The organism is Arthrobacter sp. FW306-2-2C-D06B, from assembly GCF_021789175.1.
In the GTDB taxonomy this organism is placed as follows: Bacteria; Actinomycetota; Actinomycetes; order Actinomycetales; family Micrococcaceae; genus Arthrobacter.
The window spans coordinates 765,404-790,710 of record NZ_CP084560.1 but is presented as its reverse complement, the minus strand read 5'-3'; the positions used below and the strand labels follow the sequence as shown (position 1 = coordinate 790,710).

The 25,307-nt window shown below is 62.1% G+C and carries 23 protein-coding genes; 7 read left to right on the top strand and 16 right to left on the bottom strand.

Annotated elements, in window-relative coordinates:
- Positions 1 to 8 precede the first annotated feature (8 nt).
- The 8 genes from LFT47_RS03855 to LFT47_RS03820 all read right to left on the bottom strand — a co-directional run bounded on the left by LFT47_RS03855 (position 9) and on the right by LFT47_RS03820 (position 7,831).
- Positions 9 to 683 (bottom strand): cysteine hydrolase family protein, encoded by a 675-nt coding sequence (locus LFT47_RS03855; protein ID WP_236815437.1) that lies wholly within the window; start codon positions 681 to 683, stop codon positions 9 to 11.
- Positions 684 to 788: 105 nt separating this feature from the next.
- Complete coding sequence (locus LFT47_RS03850; RefSeq protein WP_236815435.1) at positions 789 to 2,381, bottom strand: ABC transporter substrate-binding protein; 1,593 nt, start codon at positions 2,379 to 2,381, stop codon at positions 789 to 791.
- Positions 2,382 to 2,453: 72 nt separating this feature from the next.
- Complete coding sequence (locus LFT47_RS03845; RefSeq protein ID WP_236815432.1) at positions 2,454 to 3,269, bottom strand: MBL fold metallo-hydrolase; 816 nt, start codon at positions 3,267 to 3,269, stop codon at positions 2,454 to 2,456.
- A 10-nt stretch (positions 3,270 to 3,279) separates the two neighbouring features.
- On the bottom strand, positions 3,280 to 4,104 hold the full coding sequence (locus tag LFT47_RS03840; protein ID WP_236815430.1) for a hypothetical protein: 825 nt from the start codon (positions 4,102 to 4,104) through the stop codon (positions 3,280 to 3,282).
- A 64-nt stretch (positions 4,105 to 4,168) separates the two neighbouring features.
- Entirely contained in the window at positions 4,169 to 5,230 is a 1,062-nt protein-coding gene (locus LFT47_RS03835; protein WP_236815427.1) for an ABC transporter permease, read from the bottom strand.
- The gene (locus tag LFT47_RS03830; protein ID WP_236815425.1) at positions 5,227 to 6,039 is read right to left on the bottom strand and encodes an ATP-binding cassette domain-containing protein; all 813 of its coding nucleotides are present in this window, start codon (positions 6,037 to 6,039) and stop codon (positions 5,227 to 5,229) included. The genes LFT47_RS03835 and LFT47_RS03830 overlap by 4 nt, the downstream gene beginning before the upstream one ends.
- A 2-nt stretch (positions 6,040 to 6,041) precedes the next feature.
- A complete protein-coding gene (locus LFT47_RS03825; RefSeq protein WP_236815423.1) occupies positions 6,042 to 6,932 on the bottom strand; it encodes an ABC transporter ATP-binding protein in 891 nt (296 codons plus the stop codon).
- A complete protein-coding gene (locus tag LFT47_RS03820) occupies positions 6,929 to 7,831 on the bottom strand; it encodes an ABC transporter permease (protein WP_236815421.1) in 903 nt (300 codons plus the stop codon). Before LFT47_RS03820 ends, LFT47_RS03825 begins: the two co-directional genes overlap by 4 nt.
- 271 nt (positions 7,832 to 8,102) lie before the next feature.
- Here LFT47_RS03820 and LFT47_RS03815 point away from each other — a divergent pair, with 271 nt between their 5' ends.
- The 4 genes from LFT47_RS03815 (at position 8,103) to LFT47_RS03800 (ending at position 12,249) form a co-directional block, all read left to right on the top strand.
- Complete coding sequence (locus LFT47_RS03815) at positions 8,103 to 9,080, top strand: branched-chain amino acid transaminase (protein ID WP_236815419.1); 978 nt, start codon at positions 8,103 to 8,105, stop codon at positions 9,078 to 9,080.
- Between the two features lie 32 nt (positions 9,081 to 9,112).
- Entirely contained in the window at positions 9,113 to 10,018 is a 906-nt protein-coding gene (locus LFT47_RS03810; RefSeq protein WP_236815418.1) for an acetamidase/formamidase family protein, read from the top strand.
- 16 nt (positions 10,019 to 10,034) lie between these two features.
- Positions 10,035 to 11,459, top strand: a complete 1,425-nt coding sequence (locus tag LFT47_RS03805; RefSeq protein WP_236815415.1) for a dihydroorotase — start codon at positions 10,035 to 10,037, stop codon at positions 11,457 to 11,459.
- 175 nt (positions 11,460 to 11,634) lie between these two features.
- The gene (locus LFT47_RS03800; protein ID WP_236815406.1) at positions 11,635 to 12,249 is read left to right on the top strand and encodes a PepSY domain-containing protein; all 615 of its coding nucleotides are present in this window, start codon (positions 11,635 to 11,637) and stop codon (positions 12,247 to 12,249) included.
- Between the two features lie 474 nt (positions 12,250 to 12,723).
- Here the strand turns inward: LFT47_RS03800 and LFT47_RS03795 are convergent, their stop codons facing one another.
- The 5 genes from LFT47_RS03795 to LFT47_RS03775 all read right to left on the bottom strand — a co-directional run bounded on the left by LFT47_RS03795 (position 12,724) and on the right by LFT47_RS03775 (position 19,367).
- Complete coding sequence (locus tag LFT47_RS03795) at positions 12,724 to 14,352, bottom strand: glycoside hydrolase family 66 protein (RefSeq protein ID WP_236815404.1); 1,629 nt, start codon at positions 14,350 to 14,352, stop codon at positions 12,724 to 12,726.
- 34 nt (positions 14,353 to 14,386) lie between these two features.
- A complete protein-coding gene (locus tag LFT47_RS03790; protein ID WP_236815396.1) occupies positions 14,387 to 15,283 on the bottom strand; it encodes a carbohydrate ABC transporter permease in 897 nt (298 codons plus the stop codon).
- Positions 15,280 to 16,254 carry a carbohydrate ABC transporter permease gene (locus tag LFT47_RS03785; protein ID WP_236815394.1) on the bottom strand — a complete coding sequence of 325 codons (975 nt, stop codon included), beginning with the start codon at positions 16,252 to 16,254 and terminating at the stop codon, positions 15,280 to 15,282. The genes LFT47_RS03790 and LFT47_RS03785 overlap by 4 nt, the downstream gene beginning before the upstream one ends.
- A 3-nt stretch (positions 16,255 to 16,257) precedes the next feature.
- Complete coding sequence (locus tag LFT47_RS03780) at positions 16,258 to 17,547, bottom strand: extracellular solute-binding protein (RefSeq protein WP_236815391.1); 1,290 nt, start codon at positions 17,545 to 17,547, stop codon at positions 16,258 to 16,260.
- A gap of 86 nt (positions 17,548 to 17,633) precedes the next feature.
- Positions 17,634 to 19,367 carry a glycoside hydrolase family 13 protein gene (locus LFT47_RS03775; protein WP_236815389.1) on the bottom strand — a complete coding sequence of 578 codons (1,734 nt, stop codon included), beginning with the start codon at positions 19,365 to 19,367 and terminating at the stop codon, positions 17,634 to 17,636.
- 195 nt (positions 19,368 to 19,562) lie between these two features.
- Between LFT47_RS03775 and LFT47_RS03770 the strand changes: the two genes are divergently transcribed.
- Positions 19,563 to 20,738, top strand: coding sequence for an ROK family transcriptional regulator (locus LFT47_RS03770; protein WP_236815387.1), 1,176 nt, complete (start codon positions 19,563 to 19,565; stop codon positions 20,736 to 20,738).
- Between the two features lie 90 nt (positions 20,739 to 20,828).
- Here the strand turns inward: LFT47_RS03770 and LFT47_RS03765 are convergent, their stop codons facing one another.
- Complete coding sequence (locus LFT47_RS03765) at positions 20,829 to 21,293, bottom strand: SRPBCC family protein (protein WP_236815385.1); 465 nt, start codon at positions 21,291 to 21,293, stop codon at positions 20,829 to 20,831.
- Entirely contained in the window at positions 21,290 to 22,969 is a 1,680-nt protein-coding gene (locus LFT47_RS03760) for a putative bifunctional diguanylate cyclase/phosphodiesterase (RefSeq protein ID WP_236815383.1), read from the bottom strand. Before LFT47_RS03760 ends, LFT47_RS03765 begins: the two co-directional genes overlap by 4 nt.
- Before the next feature lie 201 nt (positions 22,970 to 23,170).
- On the opposite strand from LFT47_RS03760, the gene LFT47_RS03755 reads away from it, so the two are divergent.
- Entirely contained in the window at positions 23,171 to 23,794 is a 624-nt protein-coding gene (locus LFT47_RS03755) for a PadR family transcriptional regulator (RefSeq protein ID WP_236815380.1), read from the top strand.
- 76 nt (positions 23,795 to 23,870) lie between these two features.
- Here the strand turns inward: LFT47_RS03755 and LFT47_RS03750 are convergent, their stop codons facing one another.
- Complete coding sequence (locus tag LFT47_RS03750; protein ID WP_236815378.1) at positions 23,871 to 24,344, bottom strand: GNAT family N-acetyltransferase; 474 nt, start codon at positions 24,342 to 24,344, stop codon at positions 23,871 to 23,873.
- A 140-nt stretch (positions 24,345 to 24,484) separates the two neighbouring features.
- Here LFT47_RS03750 and LFT47_RS03745 point away from each other — a divergent pair, with 140 nt between their 5' ends.
- Positions 24,485 to 24,991: a peptidase dimerization domain-containing protein gene (locus LFT47_RS03745; protein WP_236815376.1), complete on the top strand. Its 507-nt coding sequence runs from the start codon at positions 24,485 to 24,487 to the stop codon at positions 24,989 to 24,991.
- The last annotated feature ends 316 nt before the right edge of the window (positions 24,992 to 25,307 follow it).

Below are 25,307 nucleotides of genomic sequence, written 5' to 3'. Positions count from 1 at the left end.
CGGATGGTTCAGGAGGCGCTGGCTGTCTCCCAGACCGCGATGGCTTCGTCGAGCGTGCAGACGTCGTGCCGGGCCCGCATGACGGTCAACGCGGCGTCGTGCACCACCGTGTCGTACGCTCCCACAGCATCCTCGAACAGCACGGCGTAGAAGTCGTTGTGCACGGCGTCGCGCAGGGTTGCTTCCACACAGCCACCGGTGGAAACGCCCACGAGGGCCACCGATTCAATCCCTTGGCTGCGGAGCAGCAAGGCGAGTTCCGTCGCGATGAAGGCGCTGGGGCGTCGCTTGGTGATCACGACTTCCCCGTCTTCGGGCATGCAGGGTTCGCAAAACTCCGTCGCGGGGTCGCCTTTGGCACTGAGCTTGCCGAGGTCGATGGGGCGACCGTTCGCTGCGGTGTACAGGGCACGCAGCCAGGCCGCCGGCGAGCTTGCCCCGTCGGGAAGGTTCTCGACGCGGATGTGGAAAACCGGCACCCCGTTGGCACGGGCCGCGGCGATGGCGCGACCACACTTTTCGACAACGGACGGCATCATGCTCATGTCATGCCCGGAATCCCCAATTGCGCCTCCGTGCGAAACAGCCCCTACCTGCATGTCGATGACGACCAAGGCGGTGGTGGTGGGGTCGAGCAGTTCCTCGAGGGTGTCGCGGACGGGTTTGCCGCAGATTTCAATCATGGCTTTCTTCCTTCAAGCGGATCCGGGGTCAAAGCGGATCTGGGGTCGGGTCAGTTCTGGCCGACGGTTTCCCGCCGGCCAGAACCATGTGCTTCACAGGGTTTGCTACTTGCCCAGACCGGCGAAATAGACCTGGTCGTTGGTGAGCGGTACCGCACCCGTCAGGGTGTCCTGCTTGACGATCAAGTTGCGGACCTGCACCAAGGAGAGAATCGGGGCTCCCTGGTCCACCAATCCAGCCATCTTCTTGAGCAGGGCCGCCCGCTGGTCCGTGTTCGTGCTCGGGGTGGCCGCCAGCTGGGTCCGAGTGGCATCGAATTCAGGATTGGACCATCCGGTGCTGTTGCTCGGAGCTCCGGTGGAGTAGAACGCGTAGGTGTAGAAGGCTGGGTCGGCGATGACAATCGGCTCGGAGTACAGGACGGCTTGGAAGCGGCCGTCGATGAGCGCTGAAGAGAAGTCGGTCGGGCTCGCCACGTTCAACAGCTGCACCGTGATACCCACCTTCGCCAGCATGGATTGGATGAGGACGGCTGAACTCTTCGCGACGGGGCCAGGGCGGCTCACGCTGTAGCTGAGCGTCAAGGGGAACCCGTTCGCGTACTGGGTCTGCGCCAGCAGCTTCTTGGCTCCGTCAGGGTCGTATTTGTAGGTGGACGAATCCTTCACCGTGGGGAAGATAGAGCCCGCAGGGTCCGCGAGGCCGGCGTAGGCGCCCTTGGCAAGGGCGGCCCGGTCAATCGCCATGGAAACTGCCTGGCGGACCTTCTCATCTGCCAAAGGACCGGTCTTCGTGTTGAACATCATGGTGTCGCGGGTCTGGCTGGTGCACTTGAGGACGCTGACCCCACTGACACCGGTCATGGAGCTGTATTTGTCATATTCGAAGCCGTTGGCAATCTGGGCCTCGCCGGTCTTCACCAACTGGGTCCGGGTGGCAGTGTCGGGAACGGCCTTGACCACAACCCGCTTTACCGAGCCTCGATCGCCTCCCCAGTTCGGGTCCGCGGTCACCGTAAGGGACGTGCCGGGAGTGAACTCCTCGAGCTTCCAACCGCTGTAGTCGGCCAGGTTCTTCGAGAGCCACTTGTTGGCCGTGGGGTCATCCGGCGTGACGTGAAGCTTCGCTTCTTTGCTGTCGTGGATGTAGAAGAGATTGTTCTGCAGTGACTCGAGCGTGTATGACGTCATCCCCAAGGTGTTGAGTTCAACAGTGCGGTCATCGATCACGGTGACGAGGTTGTCCACGTTGAATCCGCTGCTCTTGAGCGTGCCCTTCATGACAGGCTGCCGCACCATGCCGATCGCCAGGCTCCATTTCACGTCCTCGGCCGAGAGGGTGTTTCCAAACTGGCTTGTCAGCTTCCGCAGCTTGACGATGACCCCCTTGCCGTCTGGTGCGGCTACCGCGCTTTCGGCAAGCCGACCGGTGACCGCGGTAGACGGCGTCGAGCATGATTGGTCATCGCTCGCGCCGGTTTTGTACTCCAGCAACTGGGAACCGAGGCCGCTGAGCACCACATGCGATGCACTACCGCCCCACGGGGCCGGGGTGAGACTGTCGGGGAGGGCGCCGACTGCGATGACGACCGACTCCGGCTTGGCCACGGCCGCGGTGGGAGTGGCTCCCCCGCATCCGGTAAGCGACACAGCTGCCGCGGCTGCAACCCAGCCGAGCAATAAACGCGAATTCTTCATAAGCCTGGTTCCAATTTCTGTACAGAGGGAAAGGATGTGTTACGAGTAGTGCGCTGCTGATGTGGCAGTGGATTAGTAACGGTAGGCGCGCTTGTGGCCGGCCCGGATGATGGGCGCCACCTCCGGAATATTGGTGATCACGTTGCCATGGGTGGGCGCTACGATCTTGACCCCAAGGTCATCCATCAGCTTGCCGACCCGGTCATAAACCTGGTCGGCGTCGTTGGCGAATCTGGCCCAGTACAACGCGCTGCCGGTAAAGAAGGCAGCGTTCTCGACCGCAATGGGTGCCGAGAGCTCATCTGTTGTCAGGCCGCATTCGCCGGGGAGGTGCACCGGATCCTCATCATCGAGTTCCGGGCGGTGCATGTAGCAAAAGCCGTCGGCCGTGAAAAGCACGCCCGACTTCGGTACGAAGCCCCACTGGGTATTCGGCAGGTCCCTGATCATCGCCTCGACGATCACGAATTCATATCCGCCGCCGAGATCCACCTTGTCCCCGGGAACCCGGGAGTGAAGGTTGGGCACGATTTGCGGGTAAAAGAGGTGGTAGTCCCGGATGTCGCCGACAACCTTGATGTCGGGGTACTTCTCGACGAGGCGGGGAAGGTTTCCCGTGTGTGGAAGCTCGGGATGCGTAGGGAAGACGTAGCTGAGGGGCTTGTCCCCGAGCAACCCGTCAAGGGTTTCCGAAATGATGTTCCAGCTGGAGGGGTTGCCCGTGTCAATGAGGATTGACGACTCGGTCCCTTGTGCCAGATACGTGGACGTGTGCCCGTGGATCACGCGGTCCTGGAGGTGGAACGGCAGGCACGAACTCATCCAGGTGACGCCCTCGGCTACCTCACGCGGAAGGTCGCGGCTCATAGTTTCTACTAGTTCTTCCATGGGGATTCTCCTATGCCTTTTCCGGCGCCAACGCTGCGAGCATGAAATCAAGGTGCCGGCGGACGAGCTCGCCCCCGCGGATCACGCAGCCGCGGGAAGGGGCGATGGTTTCGGGGGCCAGAGTCTCGAACTTGTCAGAGAGCCATTCCCGAAGCGGCTCGCACGTGGCCCGTGGGATCCACTCGTATTTCGCGTAGAGGTGCTCCGCGACCTGCTTGGCGGTGGTGGTGTCCTCGGCGAGGGAGTCAATGATGCGGGAACCGTCCGGGCTTGTCATGGTGCCGTGGGTGAAGGTATCGGAGGTGAAGATGGTTCCGGTATTCGCGTCCCACCCCCAGAAGGTCGGGAGGAGCCGCAGGAGCGGTGACTCGATGGTCAAGTGCCTGCCCGGTGCCACCTCGATCTCGGGAGTGCGGGCCATGGAATCCCCGCCCTCTCCCTTCTGGTCGATCTGCTGCCGACGGCCTCGGAGCGCGAGACGGCTGAGGTCATCGAATGCATCGAAGGGGTTGATGGCGCCACCGGTGAAGAGGCGCTCGATGTCGAATTTCCCGGCAATAGGTTCCAGGTTCGAAACGCAGTCCATCTCGCTCCGCGTGAAAAACATGGAGAGCCGGCCGTCGTCGCCAAGCAGCTCAACCAGGTCATCGAGGATCTCCTGGCTGTGGACTGCGAGTCCGGTGTCGACCAGCAGCCTGCCGGAGCCCTCACTGAGGAGATAGCAATTCGACGGTTGGAAGCCGGTCGCTCCGGCCGGTACCCAGCTCACGCGGCCGTCGAGCGGAATGGTTCCACCGAGGGCGATAACTTTATCTTCATGAACTTTAGTGAACATATCTTCAATCTATTGAAGTCGGGAGATATCTGTCAAGAGTTCTCGGGAGGCGGCTAAGGGCTTCTTAGGAGTTGGCTGCCGGGATTGCGCCCAGGCGCCGCTGACGGCGTCCGGCCACGGCTTTGCGGCGCGTACGGGGGTCCAGAAGGGTTATCAAGGCGTCGAGAATGACATAGCCGAGCAAGCTTGTGGATCCCATGATGAGGACAAAGCCTTGAATGACGGGCACGTCGCCTTTGAGCACGCCGTCGAGCGACCAACCGCCCACTCCAGGCCAGGAAAAGACACTTTCGACAATGGCCGCTCCGCTGAGGGACGCGGCAAAAAGAAGTACCAAGTAGGTCATGAGTGACCCGCGAATGTCGCTGAGGGCATACCGGAAGACCTGGCCGGGACGCAGGCCGCAGGCCCTCGCAAACTCGATTTGTGGTGATTGGAGCACCTGCAATAGTCCTGAGCGCACTGTCTTTCCGAACGGGGCAGCGAAGAACAAGCCCATGGTCACGATAGGAAGGACGGCGCGGCCGAGGATGGACGAAAACGTTCCCCACTGGCCGGCAATTATCGCGTCAAGAGGGATTGACCCCGTGACGTGCGGTGGAGTGATTTGCGCGCTGGAGAGCATGCCGATCGGTGCGGGCGCGATGCGCAGTTGTTGATAGAAGACAAACAGCAACAAGAGGGCCAGCACGAATTCCGGCATGGCCATCAGGATGGATATCCAGAAGGTGAAGGCCTTGTCGGCAAAGCGTCGGTAGCGATAGGCCGCGAACGTGCCGCTCGCCATGCCGATAATGAGGGCCAGGGCGAGCCCTGGCACCAAGTAGATCAAGGTATTGGGGAGCCGGGTCAGGATTTCGCTGGATACCGAACTGCCGGTGAAGAGGGAATGGCCAAGGTCACCGCTCAGCGTTCTGGACATGTAGCCGAGGTAGCGTTCCCAGAAAGGCAGGTCCAGGCCAAGTTCCGCGTGGATTCGCGCGATGTCTGCCGGGGTTGCGTATTCACCCAGGAGGGCCACCGCGGGGTCGCCGGGAAGGAGCGAAACCAGGCCAAAACTGAGGGTGATGAGGCCACACAGCAGTAAGGCTGCGATGAGGAGCCTTGAAATGATGTAGCGGATCATGAAATCTGCCCCTGGGAATTCGTGGTGCCAACGACGGCGGAATAGGGAACCACCGGCAATGCGGCGGAAATGAGCGACTGGGTATAAGGGTGCTGCGGCGCCATCAAGACGTCCTGGGTGGGGCCGACCTCGACGATTTTGCCGCGATGCATGACAGCCACGGTGGAACAGAAATGCCGCACAGTTTCGATGTCATGCGAAATGAATACATAGGTGAGGCCCCGGGAAGCCCTGAGTCGCGCGAGGGTGCGCAGGATCGAGGCCCGGATGGTCAGGTCCAGCGAGGACGTTGGTTCGTCCAGGACCACCAGGCTGGGATTCGTGACCAGGGCGCGTGCGATTCCTACGCGCTGTTGCTGCCCCCCGCTCAGGTTCGCGGGGCGCCGGTCCATGAAGTCAGCGGAGAGGCCGACTTCTTCCAAGGTCGCCAGGACCCGCAACCGCCGCTCGGCCCGGCTCCCCATCCGGGCGACGATGAGCGGCTCCTCGACGATCTGCCGGATCGTCAGGCGCGGGTTCAATGACGCGAAGGGTTCCTGGAAGACAATCTGCCAATGGCGCCGCTTGCGGCGGAGTTCGCCACGGCCGAGGGCTAACACGTCCTGCCCTTCGATGACGACGGATCCGGAATCCGGCTCGGTCAGCCTCAGGACCAGGCGGCCGAGCGTTGACTTGCCGGAACCACTTTCGCCGATGATGCCGAGTGTCTCGCCGGCTTCCACGGACAGGGTAATTCCATCTACGGCGCGTGCTTCTCCATGGGGGGTTCGGAAGATCTTCGTGACATCCACGAGTTCAAGGAGCGGCATTTTCAAGACCTCCGGGCTTCGGACAATTGGACCTTAGAGGGGTCCGGCGTTTCCGGCTCCGCGGTATCCGGTGCTTCAGCGCTCCCTGGCACGTAGGGCGTCTCGTCTTCGGGACGCACCACCGAGTTGAGCAGGGAGATCGTGTAGGGATGCTGTGGACGGACGAAAACGTCGTCAACGAGTCCTTGTTCCACGATATTTCCGCGGTACATGACCAGCACGCGGTTGCAGTATGCGGCCACCACCCCGAGGTCATGGGTCACAATCAGCATCGAGCGGCCGCTCTCGACCGTCAGTCGGCGAAGGGTATCAAGGACCTGGCGCTGGACGGTGAGGTCGAGCGCCGTCGTCGGCTCGTCGGCGATCACCAGCTGCGGGTTGAGGTAAAGCGCCATGGCGATGACGACGCGCTGGGCCATGCCGCCGCTGAGTTCGTGCGCATAACCGCGCATGACGCGTTCCGGATCGCGGACTCCAGTCGATTCCAACAGCTGCAGTGCACGGCTGCGCTCGGAGGCATCCACCTTCACTCCGTGCGCCTTGGCGATATTGGCAAACTGCTTTTCGATGCGGGTCACCGGATTCAGGGCGCTGAATGGATTCTGGGCAATGAATCCGATGTCCTTTCCCCTGATTTGGCGCATCTCCCGTTCGGGCAGTTCCAAGAGGCTTCGGCCAGCGAAGGTAACGTTGCCGGCGGACACCTTGCCCGGCGGCATCAACAACTTCGTGATGGAACGGACCACCGTCGATTTGCCCGATCCGGATTCGCCGACGATCCCCACGATCTCGTTGTCCTGCACCTCGAAGGAAACGCCGAGCAATGCCCGGACCACACCCCGGGGGGTGTGGAACTCGGTTTCGAGTTCCCGGACTTGGAGGGTCTTGTTCATCGGGTGTGCTCCACTCGTTCCATCGTGTTCTCGATCGCACCGGCAATGATGTTGAGCGAGCCAATGACCAGGAGGAGGGCCAGCGCGGGAAAGGCCACGGCCCACCACTGGCCACGGATGAGCATGCTGACGCCGTCTTCGATCATCGCGCCCCAGCTTGGCTGGGGAGGTTTGACCCCGACGCCGAGGAAGTTCAAGGCGGCAATCGTGCTCAAGGCGCCGGCAGTGGTCAGCGTGGCCTGCACGAGGATCACACCGTAGGCGTTCCTGAAGATGTGGTTGAAGGCCACACGGATCGGCGAACATCCGATGGCCACCGCCGCCTCGACGTACCTTGACGAGCGGAGCGAAATCGCCGCTGCACGGGACAAGCGAACAAAGCGTGGAGCCGCAACCAGGGCGATGGCGAGGATGACATCGGTGGCTCCGCCGCCCATGAGCTGGATGGACACCACGGCAATCACGATGATGGGGAGCGCGGCGAAAGCGTCAACTACCCGCATGATCGTTTCGCCGGCCAAGCCGGTAGTGGCGAACAGGCCCAAGGGAACGCCGATGACAAGGGCAATAGCCGTCGCCGCCAGCGAAATGGGAAGGTCCAGCCTCGCCGATTCAATCGTCCGGGAGAACACATCCATTCCGTTGCCGTCCGTGCCGAACCAATGAACGGAGTTGGGGGCCAGGGCCATGGACTCCACGTCCGGCTGCAAGGGGTTTTGGGGAAGATGGAGAAAGATCGCCGCAAGCGGGAGTCCCACAATGATGCCGGCGGCGACGACGGCGAGGACCGTCCCTGATCGCTTGTACGCCCAGGCCCTGCCTCGCTTGGCCCAGCTCGACGCACGTCCGCCCACGGACCTTACGGGAGTCCGGGACTCGACTGTCGTAGTTTCACTCAATTGGCACTCGATCCGGTTGACGGGTGTAGGTGAAAGCCTTCTTTTGGCTGGCGCATCCGGGCTCCAGCCACTCGACATCCTGCCGAGAATTTACATATCGAAGTTTCATCACTTTATTGAAGTATTTCATCGAGTGTCAATGGTCACTGTTGACAGGACCATCAAGCATCTTCATTATGGTGACAATGCCGACAGTAAGATGAAGACGGATGTCAACCTTGGTGTGAAGCCGAGCCCTGATCTGTTTTCCGAACACGATTTGGAGACAACAATGACCAATCTGAGTGAATCCGCAACTGTGACCGACACCAAGGCCCCCGCATTCGAGCCCAGTGTTCGCTACCTGCTCCGCGACGGCGAACTGGTGGAGTATGCGAATGCCAAGCTCCATGTCCTGAGCACCACGCTGAAGTACGGCGTCGGCGTCTTCGAAGGGTTCCGCGCCTATTGGAGCGATGAGGACCAGCAGCTTTACGCCTTCCGGGTGGCCGACCACATGCGCCGCTTGATTGACTCGATGCGGGTGGTGGAAATCGACGGGCCGCGCGACATCGGCGTTTTGAGCGAACAATTGCTCGGCCTGGTGCGTGCGAACGGGCTGCGCGGGAACCTCCACATGCGCGCGCAGGTATTCGTCGACTCAAGCGATGGCAAGCCGGAGGACACTGGTCCGGTCACCGTCTTCATGGCGGCCATCCCCATGGGCAACTACTTCGGGGCCAGCGGACTGGACGTGCAGATCAGCAGTTGGGCCCGATTGTCCGATCGCTCCATGCCGCCCCGGGTCAAATCGATTGCCAATTACCAAAACGGGCGCCTTGCCATGCTGGAGGCCCGGCGCAACGGGTACGACGCGGCCCTGCTGCTGACCGAGGACGGCCATGTTGCCGAGGGTGCTGGCTACAACGTGTTCATGGTTCGCCAGGGGCGCCTGTGCACGCCCCCCGCAACGGACAGCATCCTGGAGGGGATAACCCGGGACAGCGTCCTCCATCTGGCACGAAATGTCCTCGGCGTCGACGTCGACATCCGGGCAATCGACCGCACGGAACTCTACTCGGCGGACGAAATCTTCGTGTGCGGCAGCGCCGCCGAAATCAACCATGTCTCTTCCGTGGACCGCACGCCGATCGGCGAGGGAACTGCCGGCGAACTCACCCGCCAGCTTCAGCAGGCCTACCGGCAGGCTGTCGTCGGACGCGTAGCCGCCGATCAACAGTGGGCCCTGCCCGTCTACCCCACCGCATAGCTTCCCCGCACCGCCGCAACGAAAGGGGCAGCATGCTGAACATGCTCCACGCAAGCCATGAATCGGCGTCGGGATCCTTTGACCGCGACGCCACCCCCGTGATTGAAGTAGGCCAAGGCGAGCAGTTCTCCCTTGGCGCCCGGAGCCTGCTGACCGGCGGCCTGTTCGAAAGCACCGGGGAATACGAGAAGTTGTCGATCCCCGTGACCGGGCCGGTCGCGGTGCGCGGCGTCAATCCAGGGGACACACTTCGGATAGACGTCCACGAGATCCGGATAGCGGACCGGGGCGCCATGGTCACGCTTCCCGGGCGCGGCGGTTTCACCGGCGGCCTGGGGCGATCCGGCAGGGTTGTCGACATTGTGGACGGGAGCGTCCGGTTCGACGACGACATCCGGATCCCCATCCGGCCGATGATCGGCAAGATCGGCGTGGCACCGGCCGACGGGAATCCCAACTCAAGCACGGTCGGGACGCACGGCGGCAACATGGACTGCAAAGACGTGACCGCCGGTTCCGCCGTCATCTTGCCCGTGCAGAGCGCGAACGCCTTGCTCTATGCCGGCGACCTACATGCGGTACAGGGCGACGGCGAGTGCTCCCTCACCGCCGTCGAGGTCGAGGGCAGCCTTGTTCTCTCCTGCCACGTTCTGGCCGGAGTCACGGTCAACCGGCCGGTGGTCTTGTCCGGGGGTTCCGTCATCACGATCGGCGACGGCGAAACCCTCGACGACGCCGCGCGGTTGGCGCTCGACGACATGCTCGAACTCCTGCAGGCGGACCGGAAGTGGACCCGGGAGAAGACGGCGATGCTGATGAGCGCGGCCGCGGATGTTTCCGTGTCCCAGCTCGTCAACGCTCGCGCCTCGGTAAAAGTCTCCCTCGCCGCCCGCTACTTCACGTCCGCACCGTTTTCCTTCAACCCCCACCAACACTGAAAGGCGCGACCCCCTGATGCTTGATCTCGTTCTCACCAACGGCATGGTCGTTACCCCGTCCGGCCCCAAAACCCTGGACATCGGCATAGCGGGGGGCAAGATTGTGTCCCTCCGCGAGACCGGCCTCGGTCCCACGGAGGAGGCGACGCGCACGGTCGATCTCCGCGGCCAATTGGTTGTCCCGGGCGGCGTCGACCCGCATGTCCACACCAACTCCGTTCTTCCAACGGCTGCCGAAAGCGGAATCAAGTGTTTTGGCCCTGATCGCGTGAGTGAGGGCGCCATCTACGGTGGAACCACCACGCTGGTGGACTTCGCGCATTGGCAACCTGGCGATGAGCTCTCGGAGTCCTTTGCCCGCAAGTCGGCCGAGTGGGCCGGGTCAAGCTACACCGATTACGCCTTGCACGGCACGTTCAAGGAACCGGAGATTCCATTCGATGTACTCGAACAGATTCCCGACGCCGTCGCAGCCGGCCATGGAAGCTACAAAGTCTGGATGACCAACACCACCCCGACGCGCCCCAAGCAGAAGACGGACCTCGGCAATATGTGGGGACTCATGCAACAAACAGCCCAGGCCGGCGCGATGCTCGCGGTGCATGCGGAAGACGACGACATCGTCATGTACGCCTACAAGCAATTGCAGCGCGAAGGCAGGATCGGGCTGGAGAACATGCACCACGCCCACAACAACCTCTCGGAAAAGTTGTCCTTCCAGCGAGTCATTACGCTCGCCGAGCACGTCGGTGCGCCCATTTACCTCATGCACGTCAGCGCCCGCGAAGGCGTGGACGCCATCCGAGAGGCCAGAGGGCGCGGCCAAGCGGTCTATGGCGAGATCCTCCCCCACTACGCGTACTTCACCGCCGAAGACTATAAACAGAAGAACGGCGCGATCTATCACACCTACCCGTCCTTGAAATCGGAAACCGACCGCGACTCGATGTGGGAATCGCTGCTCGAAGGCTCGCTCAGCACCCTGGCAACCGATGGCGTGTGCACCGACCTTGAGGTGAAGACCCGCGGCAAGACCATTCTCGACGCCACAGGCGGTCATGCCGGCGTCGAGATGCGCATGGCTGTCGCGTACACCGAAGGGGTGGCCAAGCGCGGGCTCGATCTCACCCGCTTTGTTGACATCACCTCCGCCAACGCGGCGAAAATCCTCGGGCTGTACCCGCAGAAGGGCGTGATCGCGGTGGGCAGCGACGCCGACCTCGCGGTCCTGGATACAACAGTGAAGCGGGCCATCCACGCCGAGGACCTGCACGAAGCCGACTACACGCCCTGGGACGGCTACGAGGTGGCTGCATGGCCCAGCATGACGATCCTGCGCGGACAGGTCATGGTTGAAAACCGGGAACTCAAGGCGGAAGCCGGCGGCTCGCTGCTCAAGCAACACGTCTCAAGCGACGTTCGGAACCGGCCGGCCTGCTGACAGACAGCGCCCGACGGCGGCGGACCGCCGTCGTCAGCCGGGCTGGGCGATCCTGTGAGCCGGGCAAAATGTCACAGTTCAGGCACAGCATAGGTATACAGGGGCCAAAGCCTGGGGTTCGAGGATGGGATACAGCTTCGAACCCCTCGGAGTTGAACCTCTAAGGAGCAACATCGTGAACAAAGTCCGGAAAATCGCAGTGGGCGCGGCCCTGATCGGCGCCGTCGCAGGCGGCGGAGCCCTCACCGCCATGGCCCTGCCGGCTAATGCTGCAACTACTGACACTTCGACCGCCAGTCCATCCGCCCCTGCCACGAACGGCGGCACGCACGGAAATGAAACGGCCCTGACCGGCGACACCGCAACCAAGGTGAAGGCCGCTGTGCTGGCGGCCAACTCCGGCGCCACGGTGGAGAACATGACCACCGAAGACGACGGCAGCGCCGCCTATGAAGCCCACATCACCAAGTCGGACGGCACGCACGCCACCGTCAAACTCGACGCGAGCTTCAAGGTCACCGCAACCGAAACCGGCGGCCCGGGCGGCGGGAAGGGCGGCCACGGCAACCACGGAAACGAAACCGACCTCACGGGTGACACCGCAACCAAGGTGAAGGCCGCTGTGCTGGCGGCCAACTCCGGCGCCACGGTGGAGAACATGACCACCGAAGACGACGGCAGCGCCGCCTACGAAGCCCACATCACCAAGTCGGACGGCACGCACGCCACCGTCAAACTCGACGCGAGCTTCAAGGTCACCGCAACCGAAACCGGCGGCCCCGGTCACTAACTCCCAGTCCAACTAACCACTGTGGGCGGGTACGGCACCCAGCCGTATCCGCCCATTTGTGCGATCTCCCCCGGGCCGCGCAGCCCGGTCCCGTCCGGTCCGGGCCGCAGTGAGGGTAGGACCGTCAATCCTAGGAAAAGCAGGGAGCGGCCCAGCTGCTGACATCGTCTTCCGGAGCCCTTAGCGTCTTTAACAGAACCTTGAACGACGGCGGTTCCGCCTTGAGTATTCGGGTTTCTTCCAGCCGCTAACTGATTTACAGTCCAGGGCTCCACGTTTTAGATGAGAAGAAGATGACTATGGAATTTTCGTTGATGATGGCTTGTGCAGTTATCGGCATCGTGAATAATGACAGCCGCAGTGCCTTGCCGGGAGCACCGGTTGTTCCGGCACGCCCGACGAAGAGCCTGCGGCTGGCTCGGCTCCGGGGTTGGCTCGCAACCGCATTGCACCGGGCAGCTTGGGGAATTGAGCCTAAGGTGCCGGCGTTGGTGGAACCTTAGCGGGCTCCTCCGTCACATAGACGAGCTGCCAGAAGTGCGGCGCAGGAAGAATCGCCGTCGCATAGTCCCCTTCGAGTTCCACTGGAGCCTCAACCAGCCTCGACTGTCGGTCCGGGTCGGCGTACCGAACGCGTGGCACTGTACCCCGCGTCCGCCGGACGCGCAGGCGACCGTCGCCCGGTGATTGCGGTTCCGCCCGCGGCGCATCCCATTCGGTGTCCGACTGCCCCAGCAAGTTGATCAGATGGATGGCGAAGCCGCCCGGCACCCTGGTAATCCGGCGCCAGACGGCCCCTGGCTCAGACCGATCCGATACCGCCGCGCTTTCGTAGGAAAGGTCCAGATCGTCGTTGTACGCACCCGCGTATGATCCGGTAACGTCGCAGATTCCGGGGTCCATGATCAGTTCGTCGTGCTCCACCAGGAAGTCATACCAGCGGGCCAGGAGGCTCGATGTCTCCTGGTTAACGCGGTGGTTGCGGACATAGTAGGGATCAACCAGGACCCTGTCCCCCTCGCCGGCGAGAAGCTGGGTTGCCCCATGGGAAAACAGCGTGGCCATCGTCAGCGCGGTTGCCCGGTCGGCTGCTTGCTGGTCGGCGCTGTCATACACGTGCTGGTATGCGGCGATCACCACCGGCTGGTTTCGACGCACGGCCTTCGCTCGGCTGACCACGTCCGCCAAGGAACCCAAGGTCGTGTGCGGAGGCCAGACTTCGACGTAAACAGCGTCCTGGGGGGCCGGCGCCGTGCGCCACGTGGGAAAGTCGTTCACATTGTTGAAGACCAAATGGCTGGCGGGCAAGGCATCCCGGACGCCGTCGATCAGTTGAACGAAGGAATCCGCGACGTCGACCATGGCACCATCGGGCGTGGCTGCGCGTTTCGGATATCCATATTGGTCCAGGTGGAAGCCGTCGAATCCTAGCGACGACGTGGCGTCGGCGAGTTCCCTGGTGAAGTGGGCGAGCCATGGTTGGGCTGCCGGGTCCAGGAGGAAAAGGAAGTCCCCCAACGCGTAAGGCTCGCCATTTGGCATGAGCAAGGCGTGCTGCTCCCAGTTGTCCCACTCGCCGGGACCGGCTGCGTACACTGCGGCATAGCCGAGTGCCCGGGATCCCGCTGCCTGAACAGTCCGCACAAGTTCCTTGACCGTGGCCAAGGAAACAGGCTGGGCGAGGGCGTCCGAGTATTCCTCGCCGCCGCCCATCAAGTCCGCGTGCCGGTAGGCCCAGTCGTAGAACTGAACACCGTTCAGGTGCAGCCGGCGCACGAGTTCGGCAACGGGCTGCACGTCCTTGCCCGGAGCGTAGCTAGCCACGAAACCGTACCTCAGGCGCGCCCTTGGGTCCGCCGAAACCTCGACGGCGGTCCGGGCCGTCTTGCCGCCGGACTCCAGTTCCATGCCATAGCCACCCGGGTCGAGAGGGCCCAGGCTAAGAACCCCGGACGTGCATCCTTCGAGTGCCTGGACCCGCTTGCCGAGGTGCCAGACCGTCAAGGCGGCGGTGCCGCCGTCGGGAATCCAGAGCTCGACGGCGACCGGTTCCGTGGGCGAGTAGCTCGCCTTGGTCGGGAGAATGTCGAAGGGTTGAGGCATGGGATTGTCCTTGGGTGTTGTGACGATGAGACGCCTATTTGACGGCGCCGGTGGTGATTCCGGCGATGAGGTGCTTTTGTCCAGCGATGTAGACCGCGATAACAGGGATGACAGCGAGCGTGGACGCCGCGAATACAAGGCCCCACGCGGTTGAGTGTTCGCCCTGGAACGCAGCAATGCCAAGGGGAAGCGTGCGCTTGGTGGCGTCGCTGATGACGGTCAAGGCCCACACGTACTCATCCCATGCCCCCAGGAACGAAAAGACTGCTGCGGTCGCCAGTGCGGGCCGGGCAAGGGGGATGTACAAGACCAGGAATTTACGGAGGATGCCTGCGCCATCTACGGTCATGGCCTCGTCGAGTTCCCGGGGAACCCTTTCGAAAAAGGCACGCAGGAGGAACGTGGTGAAGGCAATCTGGCCGGCTGTGTAGAAAAACACCAGCCCTTCCAGGGAGTCGAGCATGTTCAGGCTCTTCGCGAGCACGAACTGCGGGACGATCACCACGATGCCCGGAATCATCAACCCAGCCAGCAGCATTGAGAACATGAGGTTCTTCAGTGGGAAGTCGAACCGGGCGAAAGCGAAGGCCGTCATTGAAGAAATGACCACTGAGGCCACGGTGGTAAGCACTGAGACGTAGGCGGAATTGCCAAAGAACCCGGCGAAATTGTTCTCCGTCCAGGCCTCCTCGTAATTTGCCGGGGTGAGGTTCTGTGGCAGGAAGTGGGGAGGATTCGGAAGTGTGGCAGTGTTCGGCTCCAGCGAAGTGGACACCATGATCAAGAATGGCGCCACCATCATCACGGCCCCGCACAAGATGATCGCAACGCGGACCAGCAGCCAGGCGTTTAACGGCCGTTTGGAGCGTTCGTTCCCGCCGGCTATGTCCGCCTCGCGCAAGCTTTTGGGCTGGAGGGAAGTCGTGGTCATCGCAGGGTCTCCTTCTTCTCGCCGAGGAATTTGAACTGGGCGAACGACACAATGAAGATGAAAATGGCGAGGATAAAGGACATGGCCGAGCCATAGCCGAAGTCCAGGAACGAAAATGCCTGTTTGTACATATAAGTCAGGGGAACTTCCGTGCTTCCGGCAGGTCCGCCATTGGTCATGAGAAGGACCGAGGGGAAGACATTGAACGCCCCGATCACTTGCAGGACCAATACAAACAGCAATGTTCCCCTGATTCCCGGAAGCGTGACGTGGACGAACTTATGCCAGGCATTGGCCCCGTCAAGCGCTGCCGCTTCATACAGTTCCTCGCCTACCCCGCCCAGCGACGCGAGAAGCACTACCAGGCACCATCCGAGGTTCTTCCAAATCCCCAGGAGGGAAATCGCGATCAGCCCCGTCCAGCGCTGTTCGAGCCACGGCACCGCATGGTCGGAAAAGGAGAAGAAGTCAGTGATGAACCAATTGACAGCGCCGTTGTCGGTCGTGAAGAGGAACTTGAACAACAAGGAGACGACCACCCAGCTGGTGACCACCGGGATGTAGAACAGGACCCGGAAGAGAGTGCGCCCCGGCATCTTCTTTTGGAGCAAGATTGCGAAGAACAGACCGAGCGCTACGGTGGCCGGGACGGACATCAACAAGTACACGCCTGCGTTGACCACGCTGGTCCAAAACTGGGGATCTCCAAGAGCCCGAATGTAGTTGTCCAGCCCGATGAAAGTGCTGGCCTGCGTCGGCAGCACCGACCAGTTGTAGAAGGAGATCTGCAGGGAACGCACCAATGGATAACCGGTGGTAAGCAGGAACAGAATCAGCCCGGGCGCCGCGAACGCCCAGGGCACCCACCAGTGCGATGGCCTGCGGCTCGCCCCTCCGCGGCCCGGCTTGCGAGGCCGGGCCGCGGAGGGCGTCGAGACTGCCTGTTCCGGGAGAACATCTTGTGACGGCATATATCAGCCTTGCGCCAGGAGCGGATCGATCTGTGCCACCGCTGCATCCATCGCTTCCTGGGCGGACAGCTTGCCTTGGAGTGCAAGCTGGGCCTGCTTGGTGAAGATGTCATCGACCTTTGCCCACTGGGGGGTGGCAGGCCGGGGTTTGGCTGTCTTGAGCTGCTCAAGGAAGGCGCCATAGTAGGGCTGGATGGCAGCCATTGTTTCGGCCATGTCCTTCTCCGCGGAAAGTTGGCCCACCTGGCCCATCGCTTTCTGGGCATCCGGAGAAAGCATGTAGCGGATGAACTCGGCGCTTAGCTCCTTGTTCTTGGATTGCTGCGTCATGACGATATCCTCGCCACCCACCACGCTGATGCTGCCGCCGGCGCCGCTGAACATCGGGGACGTCTGGGGGTGGAAATTCGGGTAGGAGGTGGCCATGTTCGGGAAGGTCCATGGGCCGTCCACAATGGTCGGATACATTCCCTTGGGCAGGCCGTCGCCCGTGGGCGTCCCGCCGCTGCCGCCGAGAATTACTCCGGGAATGGCCTTCTTGTTGTACAGGTCGACGATCATCTGCAAGGCTGCGACGGCCTTGGGCCCGTTGAGGTAGCCCGAGGACTTCTTCACGTCCGGATCAGTCATGTCGCCGCCGTTGGACCAGATGTAAGGCAGCATCTGCCACGCTCCGGAACCGCCTTCGGCGAGGATGTACTTGCCTCCCACCTTGTCCGCCGCTGCCTTGAGCTCGTCCAGCGTCTTAGGGACGGAAGCGACGCCGTTGGCCTTGAGCGCCTCGTCGTTGTAGATGACCACCTTGGTGTTGGTGTCCAGCGGAAGTCCCCAGGACTTCCCGTTGTACTTGTTCGTAGCCAGCGGACCAGGGAACATTTTGTCGGCCCAGGACTGGAAGTCCGGCATCGCCTCACTCAGTGGAGTCAGCACACCGATCTTGGCCAGTTCGGGGACCGTGACGATATCCGCGCGGACAACGTCCGGCAGGCTCTGACCAGCAGCTGCGGTGACGAGCTTCTGGTGCATGTCCTTGTCTGGAATCTGCATCGCCTTGACCTTGACCCCGGGATGCAGCTTCTCGAAGTTCGGGATGACGGTGTTTTCCAGCGCCTTGATCTCACCTCCGCCGGCGCTGTAGGCATGCCAGAACGTGATCTCGCCGGATACAGCGGCCCCCGATGACAGTGTGGACACTGCTGCGGATTGGGCTCCGCCTCCTCCGGTGTCGCAGGCCGTGAGGCCTGCGGCCGCCAAGAGGGCTATGGAGGAGAGAGTGACAAGCTTTTTCATCATGGCTGGACCTTTCAGATTTCGGGCAGCTATTGCCCGCAGGGTTTGATGAAGCATTTTGGGGAGAGGTTGTGGGGTCTTGCTGCGGATCACAGCCCGCGTCGGAAGACTTTGAGTTCCCAAGGGCGGAGGCGCAGCGACTTTTCCACGGGATAATTGGCCAGTACTTGCTCTGCCGCAGCCCAGGATTCGTCGCCGACGTCGGCAATGCACTCGTCGGAGGAGAAATTGCCTAGGACCAGCATCCCCGCGTCGGGAAGTGCCCGGCTGAACGCGTACACCTGCTCGTCCTCCGGGAGGAGCATGGTGAAGTCTCCTCGGGAAACGACGGGATCACGATGACGCAGTGCAATGACCTCGCGATAGAAGTTGAAAACGGATCCAGGATCATCAACCTGGGCGGCCGCGTTGATGGAACTGGCGTTCGGGTTGACAGCAATCCACGGGGATCCAGTGGTGAAACCAGCGTTCCGGGTCGCATCCCATTGGACAGGGGTGCGGGCGTTGTCCCGGTTCAGTGGTGCCAAAGCCGCTAAGACTTCGGCATCGGTGTGGCCCAGATGCGTGGTGGCTTCGCGGTGATGGTTGAGGACTTCGATGTCGCGGTAGTCGCTGATCGCGCCAAACGACATATTGGTCATGCCTAGCTCTTCGCCTTGGTACACATACGGAGTCCCGCGGTGGAGGTGGAGGACGCCCGCAAGCATCTTGGCCGAGGCTTCCCGGTAAAGGCCGTCGTTCCCGAACCGGGACACAGCGCGCGCTTGATCATGGTTTCCCCAATACAGGCTGTTCCATCCGCGATCGGCCAGCCCTTCCTGCCAGCGGCCCAGGGACTTCTTCAACTCGCTGAGCCGCAACTTCTTGGGGCGCCATTTGTTGCCGCCTTCCTGATCGAGGGCGACGTGCTCGAATTGGAACACCATATCGATTTCATGTCTGGCAGGGTCGGTGAACAGGGCAGCGTCTTCCACCGTGACTCCTGGCATCTCTCCAACGGTAAGCAGCGGCCTGTTCCTGCCCGCGAATACCTCTTCGTGCATCTCCTGCAGGAATTCGTGGATCCTCGGACCACTGATGAAGTGGGCGCCGCCGTCGCCATAGAGTTTGTCCTGCGACCTTGGTCCGTCAGGCAGCTGTTGGTTCTTCGAGATGAAGTTGATGACATCCATCCGGAAACCGTCGACGCCCCGGTCGAGCCACCAGTTCATCATGCTGTAGATGGCCGCCCGCATTTCCGGATTTTCCCAGTTGAGGTCAGGCTGCTTCTTGGAGAAAAGGTGGAGGTAGTACTGACCAGTGGTCGGGTCGTAGGCCCATGCCGGTCCGGAGAAGGCGGAGCCCCAGTTATTCGGCTCCGCCCCGGCAGAACCAGGCTCCATCCCAACTCTCGGGGACCTCCACCAATACCAATCGCGTTTCGGGTTCTCCAGGCTGGAGCGGGATTCCACGAACCACGGGTGCTCGTCGGAGGTGTGGTTGACTACCAAATCCATCACGAGTTTCATGCCGCGGGCGTGCAAGCCGGCGATGAGTTCGTCGAAGGTTTGGAGGTCTCCGAAGATCGGATCGATGTCCTGGTAGTCGCTGATGTCGTAGCCATTGTCGTCTTGGGGCGAGTGGTAGACGGGGGACAACCACAGAACGTCCACCCCAAGCTTGTTCAGGTAATCGAGCCGGGAGATGATGCCGCGAATGTCCCCCACGCCGTCACCGTTCGAGTCGGCAAAGCTGCGAGGATAGATCTGGTAAACCACCGCACTTTTGAACCATTCGTGGTCAGTGCTCACTGGAGGGTCTGCGTGCGCTTCTTGAATCGTCATTGATGAGTCCCTTGCTGGGCGACGTTGCCGCATGTGAAGTACTGAAAGTTTTGCCGTAGAACTCCCAACTGTCAATAGATTGATAAAATGTGATGAGAGTTACTAGGTTTGGTGTGATTTTTTGAAGTTAACTTTCGATACAAAAATCAGCGTTGCTGAGATAGTCTGACACAAGCCCATCGATGAGGAGGCGACATGGACGCCCAGCCAACCCCCGCCCACCCAACGTGGCTGGGCGCGCCCGGCTCTGCCCGCGACGTCCTGTACCAACTCCTCGTGGACGGCCCTTCATCCAGAAGCGCCCTGGCCGAAAAGCTCGGCCTTTCAGCCGGAAGCCTTACCCGTGTCACCAAACCCCTGCTGACTGCGGGGGAAATCGTCGAAACGGAATCACGGCATGTCGGCCCTACCGGACGGCCCACGCAGCCGCTGGAGATCGTAGCCGGCCGCCACTATTTCGTTGGTGTGAAACTCACTGGAACGCATGCATCCGCTGCGCTGGTCAACCTGCGGGCTGACGTGATTGACACCGCGGAAGCCCCGATCGACTCTCTGGATCCCGCAGCCGTGGCCGATCTCGTCGCGGCTCTGGTCCGCAGGGTTGAGCAGTCGGCCCCCCGGCCGGTTGCCGCGGTAGGTGTATGCCTTGGCGGCCAAGTCCTGGACGGCGGGAACATCAGCTGGGCACCCTTCCTCAAATGGGAAAACGTTCCGTTCGGCAACCTCTTGGAGCAACGGATGGCGTTGCCCGTCAGCATCATCAATGACCTTAACGCCTTGACCTTGATGGAACTTTGGCTGGGCTCAGGCCGCGGGATAGCGAACCTCGTGGTTCTCACTGTTGGTGCGGGCGTGGGGTACGGACTGGTCATCAATCATCAAATGATCACCGACGCCAACTCCGGCCTGGGCACTGCCGGCCATATCCCCTTGGATCCGTTCGGGCCGCCTTGCGATCTCGGCCACCGCGGCTGCGCCAACGTCATGCTGAGTCTGCCCAGCCTCGAGTCAAGGGCTCTGGCCTCCATGGGCAGACCCGTCGCCTATGCGGAACTGCTCGAGCTCTCGGCACAAGGTGGGGTTGCCAAATCACTCGTCGACGAGGCCGGATTCGCCCTTGGCCGCCTGCTCACCATCGCTTCAGCACTGGTCATGCCTGAACTGATCATCCTGAGTGGGGAAGGCGTCGGCTTGGTGGGGGCGGCCCGGGGGGCCGTTGACGCCGGGCGCAGACACGATCGCGAAGTCCATGCCCGCGATGTACCGCTTGCCGTCATCGACGTTGACGACACTCACTGGGCCCGCGGAGCAGCCATCGGCGCCATGCAGCAGCCGGCCCCCGGGGAAGTCAAGCATCATCCTGCGGACTGAACATGACTGCATTCCATTCCCGGATCTCGCTGGGTACGGCCAGTCCTTCCAGGACGAAAGGGTCGCCAGCGATGAACTGCATTGTTCTCCTTAGCTGTCGGGGTCGGCCCTCCCGGATTCGGCCAGGGTCTGGCCGAGCCGCGGGAGGACATGGTTTCGCCATCCGCCGCTCATGATGCGGTGCGATGCCACGTGCGTCGGCTCGTTGGGATCGAAGCCGTCATGGACAAGGAACAGCCGGGTGCCGGCGTCCTCGGCGGTGATTGACCATGTCACGGTGCTGTTGAGGCTGTTTCCCGAGTTCGCGTCCCGCCATGAAATACGCAGGAGCTTCTCCGTTTCCACGTCAAGGACTTCGCTGGCCACCAAGCCGCTGAATCCGACCGCCGGAACGGGAATCCCGCGCATCTGGAACTGGTGCCCCACGACCGCCTTGAAGTCGTTTTCCATCAACCAGCGGGCGATCAGTGCCGGATCCGTCAGCGCTTGCCAAACCTTGGCAGGCGAATACGGCAGGAATTCTTCGACCTCGATGGTCGTAAGCTGCTCACTCATTTGCTGTCCTCAATCTCATTCATGACTAGCCTAAATTCCGAGGGATCCATCGGCGGAGCGATCAAATACCCCTGGGCGGTGTCGCAGCCGAGGTCCCGCAGAATATTCAATTGCTCCTGGCGTTCCACTCCTTCGGCGGTAACCCGGACCCCCATGGCGTTGAGGGTTTGGATCAGCCCCCGGACAATCGTCGCAGTATGCGGCTCACTATCGATGTCCCTGATGAACGCTTTGTCGATCTTCAGCGTGGTCAGCGGAAGGACCCGAAGCATGGCCAAGGACGAATAGGCACTCCCGTAATCGTCCAAGGCGACACCAACGCCCATATCGATCAGTTCCCGCAATTGCGATGCCACAGAGGGGACGTCTACTATCGCTGTTCCTTCCGTGATCTCAATTTCCAGCATCCCGGCAGGAATTCCATGGCGGTTCAAGGCAGCCCGGATGTCGGATGGGAGCGTGGCGCCCGCGAACTGGACCGGGGAGACGTTCACGGCGATGTTCCGGGGCGTGCCGGCGTCAATCCAGGAGCGGGACTGGGCGCAGGCCTGATCCAGGACCCAAGCCCCGATCCTGCGGATCTCCCCGGTATGTTCTGCGAGCGGGATGAACTCGTCCGGGGCCACCGGGCCGATTTCCCTATCGTTCCAGCGCAGGAGCGCTTCGACGCCGGCGTCCTCCCCGGTCGCAAGATCCAGGACTGGCTGGTAGTGGAGCGTCAGGGCCGAGTCGTCAACGGCAGAAGAGAGCCGACGCCGGATGTGCGCCTGGCGCGCGAACGGTGCCGGTTCCTGGCAGGGGCCGATACGGCCGATTCGTCGCTTGCCCTCCCGCTTGGCCCGGAGCATCGCGCCGTCGGCGTGCCGGAGCAGTACGTCGGGACCGGCGAGCAGGTCCTCCGCGATGATGTCGACTCCCAGGGCCAAGCCGATGGTGGCACTGACATGCAGTTCGCACCCGTCGAGCACGAAAGCGTCTTCCAGGCTGTCCAGGATTCCGTTCGCGACCGCACAAGCGGCGTCCTCATCGACGTCGGTGAGGAGGACAGCGAACTCGTCACCACCCAAGCGCATGAGAGTGCCGCGGTTTCCGACGCTGCGGATCAGGCGCCGGGCGAACTCTCTAAGCACAGCGTCACCGGCGCGGTGGCCATAGGTGTCGTTGACGGATTTGAAATCGTCAAGGTCAATGAACAGGATCCCGACGCCGGGCAGCCCGGCGCTCGCGCTGATGTCAGGGCAGTGCTCTTCGAGCATCCTCCGGTTGGGCAACCCTGTGAGCGGGTCGTGAAGCGAAGCGTGGCGGAATTGCGCTGAAACGGCCGCAAAGATGTCCGATACCGTGACGATCCGGGGGCCAGTGGCGCCCAGAACCAAAAGATCCTGATATCGCTCGTACTCAGGCCTTTCCAAGACGGCTTGCGCAGCGGACTGCAGATCCAAGTCGGCAGCCATGGACGAGCCCGCGGCGGGCAAGAGCTCCGAAGCCGTCCTTCTCGTATTCAGTGCCCGCCCGTAGCCGAGCCTGCCGGTCAACTTGAACTCCAGATGGTCCCGGGTCAATAGCCCGAATGACTCGCCCTGTTCAACCACGACCGCCCTGAGTCCGCGGTCGCTCCGGAACATGGCATCGATCTCCGTGGCCGAAACGGTACCTGGCACAACGAGGGCCGCCACTCCCAGGTCCCCTAAACAGGACGGGAGTGGACGCAAGAGGGAAGGCACGGGGATACCGCCTTTCGAACACGGTCTTCATTCTTACCACCCGGACATGAACCGGCTCTTGTTTAACGACAGTCAACGATATATCGTTAACTATCGCAGGACGAACTGCGAGCCTCAGGGCAACCCACACAACACTGAAAGGACGATGCCGCTATGAAAGGCATTCACGACACCAAGCACACAGATTGCGGTCCGGATATGGAACGCTTCGGACGCGGCCGGAGCCGTCGCGGACCCCACGGTCACGGCGGATTCGGGCCAGGCCGCGGGTTTGGGCCAGGCCGCGGTTTCGGGCCGGGGTTTGGCCCAGGCTTTGGTCCCGGCTTTGGTCCCGGCGGCCAGCGCCGGGCCAACAAGGGTGACGTTCGCTTCGCGATCCTCTCCCTGCTGGCCGAAGCACCATCCAACGGATACGGACTCATCAAGACAATCGCCGAGAAGACGTCCGGATCGTGGCGCCCAAGCCCGGGTTCCGTCTATCCGACGCTGCAACAGCTCGTTGACGAGGAGCTCATTGCACCCGTCGGCGAAGGCCGTCGTACCGAATTCACACTCACCGACGCCGGGAAGGCATACGTAGCGGAGCACGCCGAGGAGCTGGAAAATGCATGGAACATCGATCCAGAAGGATCAGGACCCGCGTTTCACCAGAGCGTCGCAAAGCTCATGGGGGTTATCCACCAATTCCGCTTCGCCGCAACCGACGAACAACGCACGGCTGCAATGGAAAAGATCGACGAAACCCGGCGAGCGCTGTACCACATCCTCGCGGACTAGTATCGACCGTTCCGAAGCCGCGACGCGGAGTGACTCTGCTCGCGGCTTCGGAAACGTGTGCTGGGGTTCCGTTCGCTCAGAGGCGGAGCTCCATGAAAACGCTGTTTGGATCCAGCGTGTAGTCGGCGAAAGGCGGGCACTCGGTAAATCCATTGCGGACATACAGGCGCCGTGCAGGAGCGAAGTAGTCCTCGGTTCCTGTTTCCAGGAAGATGCGCTCGTAGTTTTGGCTTCGTGCTTCATCCAGGATGTGGCTGAGCACGAGTGTGGCGACGCCGCGCCCGCGCGCACTGGCCATGGTGCGCATCGACTTGATTTCGCCGCGCTTCGCTGCGCCGTCCGAGGATTCGATGCGTTTGAGCGCGCCGCACCCGAGGAGGGCGCCGCCGTCGCGGGCCGTCCAAAAGGTGATCGAGGGTGCGGATAGCGCCGAATGATCCAGTGCGTGGACACTTTCGGCCGGCGATGTGGCGAACATGTCCGCCAAGTGTTCGCTCAGGAGTCGGTGGACATCCTCGCGCGCCGGATCGTCGGGCTCAACGTGAATCATCGACCCAATTTACCCTCCCGTGGTTCGGTTTCCAGGTCTACGCTGGGTTTCGCGGTTGCGCCGCGGGCCCGGTCCTCTCAGCCGCAGACTCGCTCAAGATCACCGTGTACGGGAAGGGCGCGCACGGATCGATGCCGCACATGTCCGTTGACCCGGTGGTGCTGGCCTCCTCGATCGTCCTCAGGCTTCAGTCCACCGTCTCGCGGGAGACCAAGCCGGGCGACTTCGCGGTTGTCACGGTGGGGGCGCTCAACGCCGGCGCGACATCGAACATCGTCCCCGACCGGGCCACCCTCCTGCTCAACATCCGCACTTACGACGCCCCGGTCCGTGCGTCCGTCCTCGCGGCCATTGAGCGGATAGTCAAGGGCGAGTGCTGCGCCGCCGGATCACCGCAAGACCCTGATTTCGAGTACTACGACCAATTCTCCCTCACCAGCAACGACGCGGCCGTGACGGAGAAGGTCCGGGCCGCATTCTCCGCCCACTTCGGGGCGGATTCCCCGCTCTTCGCGCCGGTGATCGACCCGGCTCTATCCATAGGTGTCCAGACCCATGTGGTCGCAGCTGTCTTACCTGTTCACGGAAGACGCAACACCGTGAGCCCCGACGACGGCGGGGCCTCCCGCCGTCGTTCCATGCGTTAAGGGACGCGGTTCAGGAGTACCACTGCCACTCAGGGGGCGCCCAGCCCGAGGGAACCTGATGGTTGTCCTTGGTACCGCATCTTGCACAGCTGTAGCTTGCCGACGGCGGCCGCAATCCGCTGCCATCGGCCGCATAGACAGCAGGAACATACTCATGGAAGGTCAAAGGAAACCCAGGGCCGCACTGCCCACAGGCCGGCACCCTGGGCGGCGTTGCAGGAACACAGGGACGATAAGTGGCCATTCGATGTCCAGGACGGGCAACTGTCATGTTTCTCCCTCACGTCTTCATCGGTCGGGAATCGGCGTTGGCCAG

Coding starts and splice junctions, on each gene's coding strand:
- LFT47_RS03785 (WP_236815394.1), bottom strand. CDS start 16,254: ATGCCGTCACAAGATGTTCTCCCGGAACAGGCAGTCTCGACGCCCTCC.
- LFT47_RS03780 (WP_236815391.1), bottom strand. CDS start 17,547: ATGATGAAAAAGCTTGTCACTCTCTCCTCCATAGCCCTCTTGGCGGCC.
- LFT47_RS03825 (WP_236815423.1), bottom strand. CDS start 6,932: ATGAACAAGACCCTCCAAGTCCGGGAACTCGAAACCGAGTTCCACACC.
- LFT47_RS03770 (WP_236815387.1), top strand. CDS start 19,563: ATGGACGCCCAGCCAACCCCCGCCCACCCAACGTGGCTGGGCGCGCCC.
- LFT47_RS03840 (WP_236815430.1), bottom strand. CDS start 4,104: ATGTTCACTAAAGTTCATGAAGATAAAGTTATCGCCCTCGGTGGAACC.
- LFT47_RS03835 (WP_236815427.1), bottom strand. CDS start 5,230: ATGATCCGCTACATCATTTCAAGGCTCCTCATCGCAGCCTTACTGCTG.
- LFT47_RS03815 (WP_236815419.1), top strand. CDS start 8,103: ATGACCAATCTGAGTGAATCCGCAACTGTGACCGACACCAAGGCCCCC.
- LFT47_RS03755 (WP_236815380.1), top strand. CDS start 23,171: ATGAAAGGCATTCACGACACCAAGCACACAGATTGCGGTCCGGATATG.
- LFT47_RS03765 (WP_236815385.1), bottom strand. CDS start 21,293: ATGAGTGAGCAGCTTACGACCATCGAGGTCGAAGAATTCCTGCCGTAT.
- LFT47_RS03745 (WP_236815376.1), top strand. CDS start 24,485: ATGTCCGTTGACCCGGTGGTGCTGGCCTCCTCGATCGTCCTCAGGCTT.
- LFT47_RS03855 (WP_236815437.1), bottom strand. CDS start 683: ATGATTGAAATCTGCGGCAAACCCGTCCGCGACACCCTCGAGGAACTG.
- LFT47_RS03795 (WP_236815404.1), bottom strand. CDS start 14,352: ATGCCTCAACCCTTCGACATTCTCCCGACCAAGGCGAGCTACTCGCCC.
- LFT47_RS03750 (WP_236815378.1), bottom strand. CDS start 24,344: ATGATTCACGTTGAGCCCGACGATCCGGCGCGCGAGGATGTCCACCGA.
- LFT47_RS03830 (WP_236815425.1), bottom strand. CDS start 6,039: ATGCCGCTCCTTGAACTCGTGGATGTCACGAAGATCTTCCGAACCCCC.
- LFT47_RS03805 (WP_236815415.1), top strand. CDS start 10,035: ATGCTTGATCTCGTTCTCACCAACGGCATGGTCGTTACCCCGTCCGGC.
- LFT47_RS03850 (WP_236815435.1), bottom strand. CDS start 2,381: ATGAAGAATTCGCGTTTATTGCTCGGCTGGGTTGCAGCCGCGGCAGCT.
- LFT47_RS03790 (WP_236815396.1), bottom strand. CDS start 15,283: ATGACCACGACTTCCCTCCAGCCCAAAAGCTTGCGCGAGGCGGACATA.
- LFT47_RS03775 (WP_236815389.1), bottom strand. CDS start 19,367: ATGACGATTCAAGAAGCGCACGCAGACCCTCCAGTGAGCACTGACCAC.
- LFT47_RS03845 (WP_236815432.1), bottom strand. CDS start 3,269: ATGGAAGAACTAGTAGAAACTATGAGCCGCGACCTTCCGCGTGAGGTA.
- LFT47_RS03810 (WP_236815418.1), top strand. CDS start 9,113: ATGCTGAACATGCTCCACGCAAGCCATGAATCGGCGTCGGGATCCTTT.